The organism is Hyphomonadaceae bacterium ML37, from assembly GCA_027627685.1.
In the GTDB taxonomy this organism is placed as follows: Bacteria; Pseudomonadota; Alphaproteobacteria; order Caulobacterales; family Maricaulaceae; genus Oceanicaulis.
This window is the reverse complement of sequence record CP091241.1, coordinates 1,737,620-1,753,631: the sequence shown is the minus strand read 5'-3', so window position 1 is coordinate 1,753,631 and position 16,012 is coordinate 1,737,620. Positions and strand designations below refer to the sequence as shown.

The 16,012-nt window shown below is 65.3% G+C and carries 16 protein-coding genes and 1 tRNA gene; 6 read left to right on the top strand and 11 right to left on the bottom strand.

Going from position 1 to position 16,012, the window contains the following annotated elements:
- Nucleotides 1-112: 112 nt before the first annotated feature.
- Both L2D01_08625 and L2D01_08620 read left to right on the top strand, forming a co-directional pair.
- Nucleotides 113-886 (top strand): glycosyltransferase family 2 protein, encoded by a 774-nt coding sequence (locus L2D01_08625; protein ID WBQ08962.1) that lies wholly within the window; start codon nucleotides 113-115, stop codon nucleotides 884-886.
- Nucleotides 883-2,586, top strand: a complete 1,704-nt coding sequence (locus L2D01_08620; protein ID WBQ08961.1) for a glycosyltransferase family 39 protein — start codon at nucleotides 883-885, stop codon at nucleotides 2,584-2,586. Before L2D01_08625 ends, L2D01_08620 begins: the two co-directional genes overlap by 4 nt.
- 1,002 nt (nucleotides 2,587-3,588) lie before the next feature.
- Here L2D01_08620 and phaC read toward each other — a convergent pair.
- Nucleotides 3,589-5,691, bottom strand: a complete 2,103-nt coding sequence (gene phaC / locus L2D01_08615) for a class I poly(R)-hydroxyalkanoic acid synthase (GenBank protein WBQ08960.1) — start codon at nucleotides 5,689-5,691, stop codon at nucleotides 3,589-3,591.
- A gap of 93 nt (nucleotides 5,692-5,784) precedes the next feature.
- On the opposite strand from phaC, the gene L2D01_08610 reads away from it, so the two are divergent.
- The 4 genes from L2D01_08610 to L2D01_08595 all read left to right on the top strand — a co-directional run bounded on the left by L2D01_08610 (nucleotide 5,785) and on the right by L2D01_08595 (nucleotide 9,051).
- The gene (locus tag L2D01_08610; protein WBQ08959.1) at nucleotides 5,785-6,099 is read left to right on the top strand and encodes a hypothetical protein; all 315 of its coding nucleotides are present in this window, start codon (nucleotides 5,785-5,787) and stop codon (nucleotides 6,097-6,099) included.
- Nucleotides 6,100-6,150: 51 nt separating this feature from the next.
- Nucleotides 6,151-7,110 (top strand): class II fructose-bisphosphatase, encoded by a 960-nt coding sequence (glpX, locus tag L2D01_08605; GenBank protein WBQ08958.1) that lies wholly within the window; start codon nucleotides 6,151-6,153, stop codon nucleotides 7,108-7,110.
- Entirely contained in the window at nucleotides 7,107-8,888 is a 1,782-nt protein-coding gene (recJ, locus tag L2D01_08600; protein WBQ08957.1) for a single-stranded-DNA-specific exonuclease RecJ, read from the top strand. The genes glpX and recJ overlap by 4 nt, the downstream gene beginning before the upstream one ends.
- 88 nt (nucleotides 8,889-8,976) lie before the next feature.
- Nucleotides 8,977-9,051 (top strand) — tRNA-Glu (locus L2D01_08595).
- A gap of 119 nt (nucleotides 9,052-9,170) precedes the next feature.
- Here L2D01_08595 and L2D01_08590 read toward each other — a convergent pair.
- From L2D01_08590 to L2D01_08545, 10 genes are all read right to left on the bottom strand, one after another.
- Nucleotides 9,171-9,950 carry a hypothetical protein gene (locus L2D01_08590; GenBank protein ID WBQ08956.1) on the bottom strand — a complete coding sequence of 260 codons (780 nt, stop codon included), beginning with the start codon at nucleotides 9,948-9,950 and terminating at the stop codon, nucleotides 9,171-9,173.
- Nucleotides 9,947-10,675 carry a hypothetical protein gene (locus L2D01_08585; protein WBQ08955.1) on the bottom strand — a complete coding sequence of 243 codons (729 nt, stop codon included), beginning with the start codon at nucleotides 10,673-10,675 and terminating at the stop codon, nucleotides 9,947-9,949. The genes L2D01_08590 and L2D01_08585 overlap by 4 nt, the downstream gene beginning before the upstream one ends.
- A complete protein-coding gene (locus L2D01_08580; GenBank protein ID WBQ08954.1) occupies nucleotides 10,672-11,445 on the bottom strand; it encodes a hypothetical protein in 774 nt (257 codons plus the stop codon). The genes L2D01_08585 and L2D01_08580 overlap by 4 nt, the downstream gene beginning before the upstream one ends.
- Nucleotides 11,445-12,209 carry a hypothetical protein gene (locus L2D01_08575; GenBank protein WBQ08953.1) on the bottom strand — a complete coding sequence of 255 codons (765 nt, stop codon included), beginning with the start codon at nucleotides 12,207-12,209 and terminating at the stop codon, nucleotides 11,445-11,447. Before L2D01_08575 ends, L2D01_08580 begins: the two co-directional genes overlap by 1 nt.
- Entirely contained in the window at nucleotides 12,206-12,943 is a 738-nt protein-coding gene (locus tag L2D01_08570) for a hypothetical protein (protein ID WBQ08952.1), read from the bottom strand. Before L2D01_08570 ends, L2D01_08575 begins: the two co-directional genes overlap by 4 nt.
- Nucleotides 12,943-13,668 (bottom strand): hypothetical protein, encoded by a 726-nt coding sequence (locus L2D01_08565; protein ID WBQ08951.1) that lies wholly within the window; start codon nucleotides 13,666-13,668, stop codon nucleotides 12,943-12,945. Before L2D01_08565 ends, L2D01_08570 begins: the two co-directional genes overlap by 1 nt.
- The gene (locus L2D01_08560; GenBank protein ID WBQ08950.1) at nucleotides 13,665-14,213 is read right to left on the bottom strand and encodes a hypothetical protein; all 549 of its coding nucleotides are present in this window, start codon (nucleotides 14,211-14,213) and stop codon (nucleotides 13,665-13,667) included. Before L2D01_08560 ends, L2D01_08565 begins: the two co-directional genes overlap by 4 nt.
- A 55-nt stretch (nucleotides 14,214-14,268) precedes the next feature.
- On the bottom strand, nucleotides 14,269-14,430 hold the full coding sequence (locus L2D01_08555; protein ID WBQ08949.1) for a hypothetical protein: 162 nt from the start codon (nucleotides 14,428-14,430) through the stop codon (nucleotides 14,269-14,271).
- Nucleotides 14,431-14,469: 39 nt separating this feature from the next.
- A complete protein-coding gene (locus L2D01_08550; GenBank protein WBQ08948.1) occupies nucleotides 14,470-14,991 on the bottom strand; it encodes a hypothetical protein in 522 nt (173 codons plus the stop codon).
- A gap of 95 nt (nucleotides 14,992-15,086) precedes the next feature.
- Nucleotides 15,087-15,935: a TIGR00730 family Rossman fold protein gene (locus L2D01_08545; protein WBQ08947.1), complete on the bottom strand. Its 849-nt coding sequence runs from the start codon at nucleotides 15,933-15,935 to the stop codon at nucleotides 15,087-15,089.
- Nucleotides 15,936-16,012 lie beyond the last annotated feature (77 nt).

The window sequence follows — 16,012 nt, the reverse complement described above, 5'->3', positions numbered from 1 at the left end:
TGGTGCGCGCGCGGCAGATCGCGCCTCCCCTTGATGAAGGCCCCATGCTATGCCGACCCCTCATAATCCGGGCGGGGTCCTCCGCCTTCGCCTTCATTGAGCCCTGGTGCTGATGACCCGATCCGTCTCCTCCCCTGGTCTGACCGTGCTGATTCCGGCCCTGAACGAGGCCGACAGCATTGACGGCGTGGTGCGCGAGGCGCGCGATGTGATCACTGCCGCCATCCCCGAGACGGACTTCATCGTCATTGATGACGGCAGCACCGATGGCACCGCGCAGGCGCTCTCCGCGCTGCTGGCCGAAGACCCCCGCATCCGGCTGATCCGCCACCCCAGACGCTCGGGGAAGAGCGCGGCGCTGCGCACCGGCATGATCGCCGCGCGCTCGCTCTGGGTCGCCACCATGGACGGGGACGGGCAGGACGATCCGCGCTCCATTCTCGACATGGCCGCCGAGGTCGATCTCGACACAGTGGGCGAACGCGCTTTGGTCGCGGGCTGGCGCGCCAACCGCACCGATGGCAACAGCCGCAAATTCGCTTCGCGCCTGGCCAATGGCCTGCGCCGCAATCTCCTCAATGATGATTGCCCCGACACCGCCTGCGGGCTGAAACTGATCGTGCGCGATCTGTTTCTGGCCATGCCCTTCTTTGACGCGCTGCACCGCTATATCCCGGCCTTCACCAAGCATCTGGGTTTTGGCTATGTCAGCGTGAAGGTCGTCAACCGGCCAAGGGCCGCGGGCGAGTCGAAATACACCAATCTTGGCAGAGCTTTCGCCGGGCTTTTTGATCTGATGGGTGTGATCTGGCTGATGCGCCGCACCCATACGCCCGGACCGCAGCTCCTGCTGGGGCGCAGCGACCGCGAAGGGTCAGACATATGAACGCCGGTTTTGCCGCCTTGCTGACGCCCGGCGCCAAGGGCGGGCTGAATCCGGTGGCGTTCGCCTGCCTCCTGGTACTGGCGCTGGCGGCCATGCTGCCCGGCTTCTTCACCATCCCGGCCATGGACCGCGATGAGTCGCGCTACGCCCAGGCCAGCCGGCAGATGATGGAGACCGGCGACTTCATCGATATCCGCTTCCAGGACGAGGCGCGCCACAAGCAGCCGGTGGGGACTTATTGGGCGCAGGTCGTCACCAGCATCCCGTTTGGCGGCGCCGACGCGCCGATTTGGGCGCACCGCCTGCCGAGCCTGCTCGGGATCATCGCGGCGGTGTTGATGACGGGGTGGCTCGGCGCGCGGCTGTTTTCGCCGGGTGTGGGGCTGGCGGCCGGCATGGTGCTGGCGGTGTGCCTGATGGCGCAGGTGGAGGCGCGCACCGCCAAGACCGACGCGCTGCTGCTCGGGTTCGGCATGCTGGCGCAGATATCCCTGGCCATGCTGGCTTTGAAGGTCACGGAAATCCGGCCGCGCTTCATCGGATGGCCGCTGGCGCTGTGGGCGGCGACGGGGGCGTGCATCCTGATCAAGGGCCCCATCTTCACCATGGTGACGGCGCTGACGCTCGCCGCCTATATCGGCCTGACGCGCGATTTCGGATTGCTAAGGCGCATCCGGCCGGGGCTCGGCCTCCTGACAGCAGCCGCCATCGCCGCGCCCTGGCTGATCGCCATCACAGTCGTGACCAATGGCGCTTTCCTGGCCGAAGCGGTCGGCTGGTCCATGCTGCGCAAGGTGTCTGAAGCCGCCGAGAACCATACCGGCCCGCTGGGCTTCCATCTCATGCTGTCGCCGGTGACGCTGTGGCCTGCGGCGGCCCTGCTGGCGCTGGCGGCGCTGGCGGCGTGGAGACACCGCGCCGACCGGACAATCCTGTTCCTGGTGGCCTGGATCGTGCCGACCTGGCTCGTGTTCGAGCTGGTGACCACCAAGCTGCCCCACTACATCCTGCCCACGGTCCCCGCCATCGCCATCCTGATGGGCCTGGCCTTGCGCGATGCGCGCGATCTTCTGGCGGGCTGGCGCTCGCGGGTGTTTCACGGCGTGGTGGCCGCCGCTGTGCTCGTGGTGTCGGGCGTTCTGATCGCACTGCCCATCGCCGGTCATATCGAGTTTAACGGCGAGATTGGCCTGACCGCCTGGATCGCTGCCGGGGCAGGGGTGCTGGCCCTGATCACCGTGCTGGCGCTGGTTTTCGCCCCGTCTTTGCGTACCCTGACCGCGTCGGCGGTGGCCGCCACGGGGCTCTACGCCGCCATGTTCGGCGTGGTCATCCCGAATATCGACCCGATGTGGCCGTCCGAGCGGATCGGCCGGGTGGTCAGTTCGCTGGAAGGATGCGAGACCCTGACCATCGCCACGCTGGGCTATCGCGAGCCCTCCAACGCCTTCTATCTGGGTACGCAGGCGCTGCTCGCCGATACTGCCGACGCGGCGGCTGACGTCCTTACCCGCGACCCCGCCTGCGGCCTGGCCATCGTGGATGGCATTGAACGCGAAGGCTTTGACGCGGCGCTCGCCGAACGCGGCCTGACCGTGCGCACGATCGCCACGGTCTCCGGCCACAACCTGGTCAAGGGGACGCAGCTGGAGATGACGCTGCTGGTGAACGAGGGCTCTGCGCTGCGGTTGGCGGAGTAGGGGACGCCCTCCTTATCCTCCCCCGCAAGCGGGGGAGGAAAGAGCACCCCTGTTTTCCCGGAATTTGCGCATCATATATCCGGGAGCCATCCCGATATATTTCAACCGCCTATGCGGCGGAAAGGATCGGTGGATGGGTCCAGGATAGCCGCTTCGCGGCTTCCGGGAAGGCAGTGTGTGCTGGTTTGATCACCGTCCCCTGTGACATCCGCCCACGCTGACCCGCCGCGCGGCCTGAAGCCGGCGGGGAGGGCGGGGTGCGCGCGGCAGGTCCCTTAAGGACCGCTGCGTGGCTGTGGCCTGGCCGCAAGGCCAGGCGGTATGGCCGGCGGGTCCAGCGGGACCGGCCGCGCGCAGCGGCGTTATCCGGGCGTCGGCTCCCGCAGATTATCCCCGCAGGACTTGGCTGCCGAACGGGCGTGGACGGGGCCGATTGCACCCCGCCGCGTCACGCATCATCAGGTCCGCCGGTGATGCCTGGTCTCAGCGCCCGCCCCCCGCGGCCTAGAGCCTTGCCCCCGGGCCCTGGCTGCAGGGCGTGACCCGAAGGCCGGGCCTTGCAGCGGGGACTGGCGGCGCGGCCCAGTGGCTGGGCGGGAGGAATCGTCCTCCGGGCGCGTCCGTACGGACATCACCGGCGCCTGACCGTCCGAACAGGCCGTGAGGCGGCGGCCAGGCCGCCTCGCCCGCTCTTTTGCGACCGGGCGCGTCACCCGGCCGCTTGAGGCGCCGCCCCCGCCCCGCGCAACTGTGGACGCCTCCGGCAGCGCCCCCGCCTGCGGGGCGAGTGAGGGGAGTATGCAGGCGCAGGGAGAGGGCGGGGATAAGGGGGGCTGTTTCGTCTCATCCCCACTCCCTGTTTTCCCGGAATTTGCGAAGCAAATATCCGGGACCCATCCCCCATAAAACCCAACCGCCTCTGCGGTGGACAGGACCGGTGGATGGGTCCCGGCTCTCGCTACGCTCGGCCGGGAAAACAAGGACGGGCAACCAGGCGCCCCCCTAACTCCTCACCTTCACATACTCCCCCGGCGCGGGGCAGATCGGCTCCACCTTCCCGCCGCCGGGCTCGCGGGCCGGGACCTGGGCATCGTTCATGGACAGCAGCCACGCTTTCCAATGCGGCCACCAGGAGCCGGGGGTTTCGGATGCGCCGGCGAGCCACGCTTCGCGGGTTTCCGGCAGGGCCTCGTTGACCCAGTGCTGGTATTTGTTGGCGTCGGGATGGTTGACCACGCCGGCGATATGGCCCGACCCCGCCATCATGTACTGCACCGGACCGCCAAACAGGCGCGCCGAGCGGTAGACGCTGTCGGCGGGGGCGATGTGGTCTTCCTTGCTTGCCTGCATGAACACCGGAATGGTCACGTTCCTGAGGTTCAGCGTATGGCCCGCCATCTCCAATTTGCCTTCGGAAAGACGGTTCTGGCGGTAGAAGGTGTCGAGATAATACAGGTGCAGCCGCTTGGGCATGCGCGTCTGGTCGGCGTTCCAGTAGAGGAGGTCGAAGGCCTGGGGCTGGCGGCCCAGCAGATAGTTGTTGATCACAAACGACCACACCAGATCGTTGGAGCGCAGCATGTTGAACGTGTCGGCCATGGTGCGCCCGTCCAGCACGCCGCCCTGGGCGTCCATCAGGCGTTCGATCTCCCTGAACCATTCCTGATCGATGAAGACCAGAAGCTCGCCCGCAAGCTTGAAATCGAGCTGGGCGGCGAAGAAGGTCGCTGACGCAATGCGGTCATCGCCCTCGGCCGCCATCAGCGCCAGCGCCGTGCCGAGCATCGTGCCGCCAATGCAATAGCCCACCGTGTCCACCTGACGCTCGCCGGTGATGGTCTCGATCACCTCCAGTGCGGTGAACAGGCCCTTGCGGATATAGTCCTCGAAGCTGGCGTCCTTCATATCCGCTTCCGGATTGACCCAGCTGATCAGAAAAACCGTGAAACCTTGTTCTGTGAGCCAGCGGATCATCGATCCCTTGGGGCGCATGTCGAGAATGTAGAATTTATTGATCCAGGGCGGCGCGATGAGGAGGGGGCGCTGGCGCACCGTGTCTGTGGCGGGCGCATACTGGATCAGCTCCATCACCTCATTGCGCCAGACCACCGCGCCCGGAGTCGCCGCCAGATCCTTGCCCACCTCAAACCCGTCCATATCGGTCTGCGACAGGGCGAGGCGCCCGTTGCCGCGCTCCAGATCGCTCATCATCTGGCTGAGGCCGCGGGTGAGGTTTTCGCCGCGGGTGCGCACCGTCTCCTCGATCACGTCCGGATTGGTCATGGCGAAATTGGTCGGCGCCATGGCGTCGATCATCTGGCGGGTGACGAAATTCACTTTGCGCCGCGCAGGCTCGTCCAGCCCTTTGGCGCCCGCCAAAAGGTTCAGCATGAAGCGCTGATTGATGAGGTAGGACTGCTTGATGGCGTCGAACACCGGATGCTCGCTCCACGCCTTGGAGCGCCAGCGCTTGTCGCCGGGTTCCGGCATGATGGCGGGGTCCGCCGCCTCGCCCGACAGCATGCGCCGGTTGGTGGACGACCACAGGTCCAGATAGCTGCGGTAGAGGTCGGACTGGGCCTGCAACACCAATTCGGGATCGGACAGGATCGATTCCCAGGCCTTGATCAGTTCCGGCGCGGCGTGCAGCGGGTCGGCATTGGGCGCCAGCGACGGATCGCCTTCGAGGGACCGGCGCATGACGTCGCTCATCAGCTTCTGGCTCTTGAGCGCCGACTGCATGAGATTGCGCGACACCGTCTCCAGCCGCTCCAGATCCGCTTCGCCCAGAAGGCCGAGAGAGGCTGCCGCCTGCACCGCCGGATCGGTTGCAGGCTGCGGCGCGGGCGAGGTCGGGGCCGATTCAGCGGGACCGGGGGCTTGGGCTGTGCGCGGCGCCGCTTTGGCCTTCGGCTTCGACGCTGCTTTCAAGGCTGATTTGGCTTTGGCCGCCCGGGCTGCGCCTTGCGTTGGCGCTGGTTTGCCGGCCGCTTTGGGCTTCGTTCCGGACCCCGCTGCGGGCTTGGCCGCAGGCTTTTGCGGGGTTTTCGCGGACGCGCTGCGGGCGGCTTTGCCCGAGCGGGCGGGGGTTTTCTTGTCGGCCATGGCGCGCAACGCCTCCCGGGAGGTGACAGTGATGCGCAGAAGCGTATAGAAAGCCGAAGCCCCATCCAATGCCCGGGAGGCGCAAGGCGCGTCATGATTTTGCGAATTCTCGCCGTCTCGCTCGCCGCCGCCGCCCTTTCGGGTTGCGTGCGCCTCGACATGCCGCAGCCAGCGTCGGAAAGCTGGACCCTGGCGCGCCTGTCCGGCGACGAGGCCGGAACGCCTCCCGTCTATGTGCCCGAGCGCGTGCTGGAGCGCAGCACGCTCGCCTCCATGGCGGCTGCGGAGCGTGCGCTGTTGCTGCGTGGCGCGCAGGTGCGCGATGCCGCCGCCAGCGTGCCGGATCCGCAAGAGCCCGCCGAAGACTACGCCGCGCGCCAGCGCGCGCTAGGAACGCCGCCTGAATGACCGGCGCCAGCGGTGTGCGCTGACGCCCCCTGTATGAGCAAGGAAACAAGCATGTCGAACGCCAAGGGGCTGGAAGCTCTCGTCAATGATGCGGTGAACGCCGCCGAGTGCGCGGCCATCGCCGCGTCGGCGCTGGTGGGACGCGGCGACAAGATCGCCGCCGACCAGGCCGCGGTGGACGCGATGCGCACCGCCTTCAACGCCATGGAGATGCGCGGACGCATCGTGATCGGCGAGGGCGAGCGCGACGAGGCGCCCATGCTGTATATCGGCGAGGAGGTCGGCACGGGGCAGGGCCCGGAGATCGACATCGCGCTGGACCCGCTGGAAGGCACCGACGTGACCGCCAAGGGCATGCGCGATGCGTTGGCGATCCTCGCCCTGTCGCCGCGCGGCGGGCTGCTCTATGCGCCGGACACCTATATGGACAAGATCGCCATTGGACCGGGCTATGCCGACGGCGTGATCGATCTGGACGCTGAGCCCGCCGACAACATTCGCTCATTGGCCCGCGCCAAGGGCGTGGACCCGTCGGAGATCACCGCCTGCGTGCTCGATCGCGAGCGCCATGAGGGCATCGCCGCCTCGATTCGCAAGGCCGGCGCGCGCATCACCTTCATCGGAGACGGCGATGTGGCCGGGGTGATGATGGCCGCCGACCCGGAAGTCGACGTGGACATCTATATCGGCCGCGGCGGCGCGCCCGAGGGCGTGCTGGCGGCGGCGGGCCTGCGCTGCGTCGGCGGCCAGATCCAGTGCCGGCTGCATTTCCGCAATGATGACGAGCGCGCCCGCGCCAAGCGCACGGGGATCGAGGATCTCGACCGCAAATACACGCTCATGGACATGGCCAGCGATGACTGCCTGCTGATCGCGTGCGGCGTCACCGATGGCCGCATGGTCCACGGCGTGCGCAAGGGCGCGGGCTGGGTGGAGACCCAGACGCTGGTCTACTCCTCCATCACGGGCGTGCGGCGGAAAATCTCGACCCGCCGTCCGCTCGCGCGGTGAGCGCGGGCGCGCTGTTCGGCGTCACGCGCTCGCTGGGCGGGCGCGCCTGGGCGCTCAAGCCCGCCGACGACCGCGTGGCGGGCGAGATTGCGCGCCTGACCGGCGCCAATGACGCGCTGGCCCGCCTGCTGGCGGCGCGCGGCCTGACGGCGGACACAGCGCCGGGCTTCCTCGCGCCGCGCCTGCGCGACAGCTTCCCTGACCCGTCGAGCTTCAAGGGCATGGACACGGCTGCGCGCCTGATCTGGGACGCGGTGGAGGCGGGCGTGCGCATCGCCCTGTTTGCCGATTACGATGTGGACGGCGCCACGTCGGCGGCCCAGCTCTCGCGCTGGCTGTCGGCGGTGAGCGAGCCGCCCCTGATCTATGTTCCCGACCGGATTGAAGAGGGCTATGGCCCCAGCACCGCCGCGTTCGAGACGCTTAAAAATCAGGGCGCCGGTCTGGTCATCACGCTCGATTGCGGGGCGGCCGCCGTGGTTCCGCTGGCCGGCGCGCGGGCCATGGGCCTGCCGGTGGCGGTGATCGACCACCATCTGATGGACGGCGCCGCGCCCGACGCCGACGCCCTTGTGAACCCCAACCAGCCCGGCGACCAGTCCGGCTGCGGCCATCTGGCGGCGGCGGGCGTGGTGTTCGTGCTGCTGGCGGCGCTGAACCGCGAGGGGCGCAAGCGCGGCGCGTTTGCGGGCAAAGCCGAGCCGGACCTGCTGGCCTTCGCCGATCTGGCGGCTCTGGGTACGATTTGCGACGTGGTGCCGCTGACCGGTTTTAACCGCGCCGTCACGGCCCAGGGCCTCAAAGTCATGAGCGCCTGGGCGCGCCCCGGCCTCAAGGCGCTGGCCGAGGTGGCGGGCGTGACCGGACCGGCGGGCGTATATCACGCGGGCTTCCTCATCGGGCCGCGAATCAATGCCGGGGGCCGGGTGGGCAAGTCGGATCTGGGCGCGCGCCTGTTGATCAGCGACGACGCGCAGGAAACCCGCGCCATCGCCCAGGAGCTCGACCGCCTCAATGGCGAGCGCCGCGAGATCGAGGCGGGAGTGCTGGACGGCGCGCTGGCCCAGATCGAGGCGGCGGGGGTGAGCGAAAGCGCGCCCATCCTGATCGCCGCCGGGGAGCACTGGCATCCCGGCGTCATCGGCATCGCCGCAGGCCGGATGAAGGACCGCTTCAACCGTCCCTCCATCGTCATTGGCATTGATCCCGAAACGGGCCTGGCCAAGGGGTCTGGCCGCTCCTGCACCGGCGTCAATCTGGGCGCAGCGATCGCGCGCGCCCGTGAGGCTGGACTGCTGGTGGCAGGCGGCGGCCACGCCATGGCCGGCGGCCTGACCATGGCCGCGGACAGGATCGATGATCTGCGCGCCTTCATGGAAACCGAGCTCGCCGGCGAATGGGCCGCCGCGCACGAGGCGCGCACGCTGCAGCTGGACGCCGTGGCCCATCCGGCCTCGGTATCGTTCGAGTTTTGCGAGGCGCTGAGCGCCGCCGCGCCCTTCGGCCAGGGCAATCCGGAGCCGCGCTTCGCCTTCGCCGACCTGCGCCGCACCTTCGCCAAGCTGGTGGGGACCAACCATGTGCGCGTGACCTTCGAGGCTGCTGGCGGCGCGCGTCTGCAGGGCATTGCGTTCCGCGCCGCAGAAGGTCCGATGGGCCAGGCCGTGCTGGCGCCGGGCGAGGCGCGCTTCCACGTGGCGGGCAAGCTGCGCGCCGAAGACAACCGCTATGGCCGGCGCGCCGAGCTGCATCTGGAAGACCTTGCCCCCGCAGGCTGACCGGTGCGCAGCGCGATGTGAAGAAACTCCCCGCGCGGCGCTTGCATAAGGGGGAGGGGGCGGATATATCGACGCTCCACGCGTTCGCGGGCCCTTCGTCTATCGGTTAGGACGCCAGGTTTTCAACCTGGAAAGAGGGGTTCGATTCCCCTAGGGCCTGCCACGCGCGGTTTCCATCGCAATTTGATCTGATTGTAGCCGCAGCGGTCCCGCTTGCGGCGGCCTGTGCGACTGGGTTGCACCTGTTGTGATCGCAAAAGGCGCGGCCGGGGCGAGCCACGATCACTGCGGAGTCTGCGTGGGCGGGAGGATGCGCTCGAACATCTGGCGCCAGTAGGTTTGACTCTGGCTCTCGAGTGAGGTCTCGACCGCGCGCTGGCGCAACAGGGGCAGCAAGTCTTCGCTGGCGCGCAGGCGCTGCGCCATCTGCGCAATTGCGCTGTCCTGGCCGTCGATCTCGCACGCAAAGTCGAGAATGTCCGGCAAGGCGGCATAATCCCCGATGGTCAGCGTCAGCGGCTCGGCACAGTTGGCGACCAGGGCTTCATAGAGCGCGCGGTCGGAGAGGCGGAAAAAGGCCCGCCGGTAGGCCCGCTCGCGGTCCAGGAAGCTCATTTCGTCCTGCCCGGTTTCATAATATTCCACGGCGGCGGTCATCAGCGCTTCATCGGAAATCAGATCAATGGTTCCGGTCGCCACCATTTCTTCATAGGTGGCGCGAATGACCGGAAAGCTGAAAATCTGGGTCGCGCGGAAGGCTTCGATCACCAGCGTTTCATCATCCACATCCCTGCGGCCTTCCAGCGCATCAATGGCTCGCTGGGCGTTGTCGGCCACCTGCGAATAGTAAATGCTGACGCCGTCCACCCGCCATTGCTCGCCGCGCAAATCCGCGATCAACTGGCTGGTCAGAATCTCAGCGCGCGCAGACGCTTCGCGATCGGAATTCCATGCCGTGACCTGAAAACCGATCACCACGCCTGCAATGACGATGATGAATTCCAGCGCCACGGCGAACCAGTTCTGCGCGCGGATGGCGCGGGTGAGACGGGCGAGGATCATGGGGCGGCCTCGTTGGCACAGCCGGCGCCATAGGCCGCCAGCTCGGTATTCACCCACGCCACGTCCTCGACGAGGGTCGTCTTCCAGTCGAAATTAACCATGTTCGCGTAGGCCACTCCGCGCGCAGCCGTATAAACGTCCGGATCGGCGAGCCGGTTGAGTACGTCGGCCTGAATCGTCTCGGGCAAGGCGGCTATGCTTTGGGACGTCAGCCCTCTTATGTCGAACACCCGGGCTCCCGATCCGTAAAGGATCGTCGCGAGTGAATCGCCGGAACGCTGAAATCGCGACAGCTGCTCGTGATAAGCGATCAGCGCCTCGCGCACGGCCTCTGAGCGGATCAGCGCCATGTCGCCGCTGGAAACGAGTTGGGCGTATGTTGGCGAGCCGGCCGGGGCCACACGCAGGGCCAGCGCCCGGTCGATATCCAGCCCGTCGAGTATTTCGGGCGTCAGACCGGCCTGTGCCGCCGCGACGATCGCCTCGGCCGCGGCCTGAGAGGTCTGCGCATCGGCCAGGTGCTGGCGCACGTCGGCTTCGATCTGGTCAAAATCTCTCGCCAGCCGGCAAAGGATGAGCCCTTCGCGCGCATGATCCTGACGCTCCGCATTCCACGCCGTGACCTGAAAACCGATCACTACACCGGCGATGACGATGACGAATTCGAGCGCCACGGCGAACCAGTTCTGCTGGCAGATGGCGCGGGTGAGGCGGGCGAGGATCATGGTGCGCTTTCCCGAGCCGCAAGGACGTCCTCCAGAAGCGCCAGAACGCGTCTTTCGTTATCAACGTGGATGGTCAGGGCTGCGTATTGGGTGGACAGCCAGAAACGCAGATGCCCGGTCAACGAGTCATTGGCCAGAAGCGCATCGGCGATTTCCGCGATGTCTTCCTGTCGCGTTGGCGGGGCGGAACACTCAACGACCGTTTGTCCACCATCCTGGTCCCCGGAGCGGTAGCAATGCACCCAGATATGGTCCTGCATCCAGGTCGGGATGATCATTCGGACCTGTTCGCGAAAAGCCGGCTGGGCGTCGGTGATCTGCGCGATGTTTCCCGTCGTGTAATAGCTGGTTAGCTGGCTGCGCAGCGTGATGTCGCGGATCAGACCCAGATCGCCATTGAAAATCAGCTCGTCGAATGTCGCGTGCACGGGGTAGGAACTCCCCGACTGGCTGGCGTTGAAATAGCTCACCACGACGTGCCAGGCGGAGTCCGGAATCTGCTCGCCGGCTGCGAACGCGGCAGCGTCAAGGCCGAGATTGCGCACATCGGTTCGAAACTGAATATCGTTTCGGGTGCGGATGAGATTTTCCTCAAGGTCGGCCGCGAGCCGGTCGAGATAGAGCTGCCCGCGCTGCAGGTCGGCCTGTCTTGCGCTCCACGCCGTCACCTGAAAACCGATCACTACACCGGCGATGACGATGACGAATTCCAGCACCACGGCGAACCAGTTCTGGGTGCGGATGGCGTGGGAGAGGCGGGTGAGGATCATCACGGCGACTCCTCTTCAAGAACGGCCAGGACCGCCAGGGTCTCCTCGTAGGTAAAACGATACCATTGTTCGTTATAGGTCTTCACGCCGACGAAGGTTCTCAGCCCGGCGGCGAACTCGGGCCGGGCCATGGCGGCGTTGAGAGTCGCGACCGGATCGGGCGAGCCTGCCTGGAAGACGGGTTCAAGAAACACTTCAGCCATGGGAAATCCACTGGCGGTCCTGTTGCGATCGAGCGCTGTAACCGACTGCTCCCGCTGCAGTTCGCGGCGCGTGAGCGCGGCGCGCAGGCGCTGTGAGCGAAGCAGCCGCAGATCACCGCTCGCCACCAATTGCTGAAAAACGACCGACGCGGCGGGCTGTCTTTCCCCGCCAATGGGATCGGTGAAGATATTGTGGAGCGGGCCGCGCTCGAGCACGGCCCGGCGTTCGGGATCCTCGGCCTCATAAAAGTCCAGCACGATCTGACGCAGCCCCGCCATGCCGGGCGGTTCAGGACCCTCAAGCGCGCTGATCCAGAGCGCCGACAGGCGCTGTTGCTGCGCGGCGCGGGCGAGATAGGCCTCCTCGGTCGCGCGCAATTCGGCGAAGTCGTCATGCAGCTGCAAAAGAATGGCCTGCTCGGCCGCGCGATCACTGCGCCCTTCAGCCCACGCATTGATCTGAAACCCGATCACCACGCCGGCGATGACAATGACGAACTCGGTCGCCACGGCGAGCCAGTTCTGGGTTTTGAAGGCGCGCGTGAGATTGTCGAGGATCATGGCGCAGCCCCAGTTGTCAGACCCAGTTCTTCTTCAAGCGCCGTTTTCATCTGCTGGTGCAAGTCATGCCGGCCCTGAATGGCTTCCGCCGCGTAGGCGTAAAAGCGGGGTGAATTGTCCAGAAAGTCGTTCACAAAGGCCGCAGATTGCGCCATCGCCGGAAAGTCGCAGGTGCTTTCTGTCCACCCTCCGCGAGCCAACCGAATGAACTGAGGATACTTGCGGGCGAGAACCAGCCGGTCGACCTGGATGTCATGGCGCAGCTGCCCATACTCCTCGATGGTCTGGGAAAACCGGACGATCTGCATCCGCAGCGCCTCATCAGAGACGAGCAGGATGCGGCCTGTCGAAATCAGCTCACTGATCGTCGGAGGAAGCGAGACGTCTCCGCTAAAGATATGCGAGGCGACAACGGCTGCGCAGTGATCGCCAACGGGCTCCATGGCAAGGGCCTGCGGCGTGCCAAAGGCTTCAAAATAGACTGAAACCTCTTCCAGTCGTCTTGATCTCGCCATCACGTCAGCGCGCTCGCTCTCCTGCTGCGCCATCGTGACCGAGACTTCCTCATGCAAGCGCAAAAGATAAGCCCGCTCCAACTCGCGATCGATACGCGCCGAATTCCAGTTGGCGACTTGCAGACCGATAAACACTCCAAACACCACGATTAGCGTTTCCACCGCGACGGTGAACCAGTCCTGCTTGCGGAAGGCGGTGGCGAGGCGGCGCAGGATCATCAACGTCCCCCAGACGCTTGGAGAGCCTCGAGGACATCGTCGATTGATGCAATCTGACCTTCGGTCAGCGATTGCATATTGGCATGTCCCAAGAACATCTGGGTTACGAGCGCACGCGCCTGAGGGTCCTCGCGCAGCGCCGCCACATTCAGCGCGCCAATGTCGGAAACAGCCTGTGAGCTGCTTTCATTTGGTGACCGGATGGTGGTGAAATAGGGGGTCAGTTCGCGAACAATAACCACATAGTCTGTTGCGATAAGGTCGGCGGCATTCACAATGGTCCTCGACGTGTCGGCGTACTCGCGCAGCGTCACTCTGAGTTGCGCATCACGCAAAAGCTCCAACCGTCCGGCGGAGAGCATTTCCTGAAAGCTGATCGGCGTCGCCTGAGGCAAACGAAAGAACATTGCGTCGTTCAACAACCGGCCCGCTTCTGCATCAGAGATCGCGTCTTGCTCGTCTTCAATGCGATTTAACAATTCATTGAGCTTGACCGTATTGCTATAGTATCCACGATTCTGTTCGATCGCGAGCGCGCGTGTTTCCCGGAAATCGCTCTCAAGACGTTCCAGCAAGGCGGCGGCCTGGTTGCGATCCTGACGCGCTTCATTCCAGTTCGATACTTGCAGACCGGCGAACACACCGAGCACGACAATCAGAAAATCCAGCGCCACGGCGAACCAGTTCTGATCCTTCACATGTTTGGAAAGGCGGCGAAGAATCATGGCGCGGCCCCTTCAATTCCTGTGTCATGCCCGGACGGGAGCCGCAGGTGGGATTGAATCTCGTCCCAGCGGGGCACGCTTGCCCCGTCGCGCTCGTATCGTTCGTGGAGAAATTTCGAGAAGTCCGCGCTGATCAGCTGCCGGGCTTCGTCCCACCACACCCGGCCGCCGGGCGTGTTGATCACCATGATCATGCCGGTGGTGAAGCCGTTGAATTGCGCTTCATTGATGAGGTTTTCGCGGTGCTGATAGAAGACCTGCTCGGTCATCATCAGGATGTCGAACGCCCAGCCTGAAAAGCGCTGTTTTTGAAAATCATCCGCCTCGCCGTATCGGTGAAGACAGAAGCGAACGTCCTCAAACAGCGCCCGGTCATGGCTCAGGCTCCAGAAGAAGGCCCGGCAGCCGTCCAGCAACTGGCGCTGCGCGTTTGATTTCTCCACGCTGTAGGTCTGCCGGCGCTGGACCCAGAGGGCGATCAGCGAGAACAGAATGGCGAAAACAGCGATCGTCTGGCCGATATAATAGATCGATTCAAGGGTCATCGGCCCTCTCCGGGTTCAGGCGTGATCCATGATTTGTGGACTGGTGCGGCCTCGCTCATGACCGCCCCTCTGCGACGATCCCCTGCGCCTCGACGATCATCGCGCGGATCGCCTGCAGTTTCTCGATCAGCAGATTATTGTTGAAGATCACCACGGTGAGGCCGTTCCTGATCCGCATATCGCCGCGTGACAGATCGACCACCTCCGGCGCCAGCACCGGGGGCGGATTACCCAGCCAGGCGTCGATCCCGGCGGCTTAGTCCAGGGTGTCGCCATAGGTGGCGTAGAGGAACTCGCGCACATCGTCATACTTATGCGCCTGGAGCTTGGCGATCTCCTCATAACGCAGACTGATTTCAAGCAGCTGGGTGATGATCCGCTGGTCTCTGAGAAGGGCCACGTCGCCCGAGCCCAGAAGCGCGTCGAGCGATCCGTACCGCGGGACATGCTCCTCAAAATACAAGACCGCGATCACGTCGCCGTAATAGGCGGCCAGATCCACGCCGCCCTGTGTCTCGTGATAGCCGATCACCCGCCGCGCCGCTGCGGTCTGCGAGGCGTAGAGCTCCAGAAAATGGTCCACCCGGCTCAAATCATGGGCGAGGTCCGCACCGACCTGCAAAAGGTACCGGCTTTCATCCGCCCGGTCCGACCGGCCCTCGTTCCAGGCCTGAATCTGAAAGCCGATCACCACGCCGGCGATGACGATGACGAACTCCAGCGCCACCGCGTAGTAATTCTGTTCACGGATCGCTCTGGAGAGATTCTGAAGGATCATGGCCCCGCCCCCGCATGGTGAGCATCACCATCAGGGCAGAGTGGCCGGATCGCAATCAGAATCTGGCTTGAGGCGAACGCCCCCGGGGACAGAACTCACATCCCCGGTCCCGGGTTGGGCAGGGCGTATTCGCACAGCTCGTCGACGATGTAGGTGTAGGCGTCGTCCACGCTGTCGGTGCGGTGGATGAGGTCGAGGTCGGCGGCGTTGATGGCGCCGAACTCCACCAGAGCCTCCAGATTGAGCACCTTGTCCCAGTATTCCGTCCCGAACAGCACCACGGGCAGGCGCTTTTTCATCTTTTTCGTCTGCAGGAGGGTCAGCGTCTCAAACAATTCGTCCAGCGTGCCGAACCCGCCGGGCATGAGCACCAGCGCCTTGGCGGGATAGAGGAACCAGAATTTGCGCGTGAAGAAGTAGTGGAATTCGAAATTGAGGTCCGGCGTCACATACGGGTTATTGGCTTCCTCCATGGGCAGGGTGATGCCCAGGCCCACGGTCTCGCCGCCCGCCTCCATGGCGCCGCGATTGGCCGCTTCCATGATGCCGGGCCCGGCGCCGGTGCACACGACAAAGCGCCGCCCGCCGCACGGCTCGAGATTGAGCGACCAGTGGGTCAGCCGTTTGGCCAGCTCGCGCGCGTCTTCGTAATAGCGCGACATCCTCACGGCGCGCTGGGCCAGCTTCACCGCCTCCTCGCCGCCGTCAGCCTGCGCCGCGTCCAGGCGCGCCTGCGCCACATCGGCGGGCAGGATGCGCGCTGATCCGAAGAACAGGATGGTGTCGTTGATCTCGCGCTGTTCGAAGCGCTCCTTGGGCTGAAGATATTCAGCCAGAATGCGCAGCGGCCGCGCCGTGGGCGAGTTCATAAAATCGGGATTGAAATAGGCCTCCAGCGGATCGCCCGGCAGGGTGTCCACAGGCGTCTCGATCATACGCTTCATCAACCGTCTCCTCGCGTCGCTTGTCACGGGTGTGATCACACCACGCAGACGCCAGCGAGGCGAGGGCGGGTTTCAGC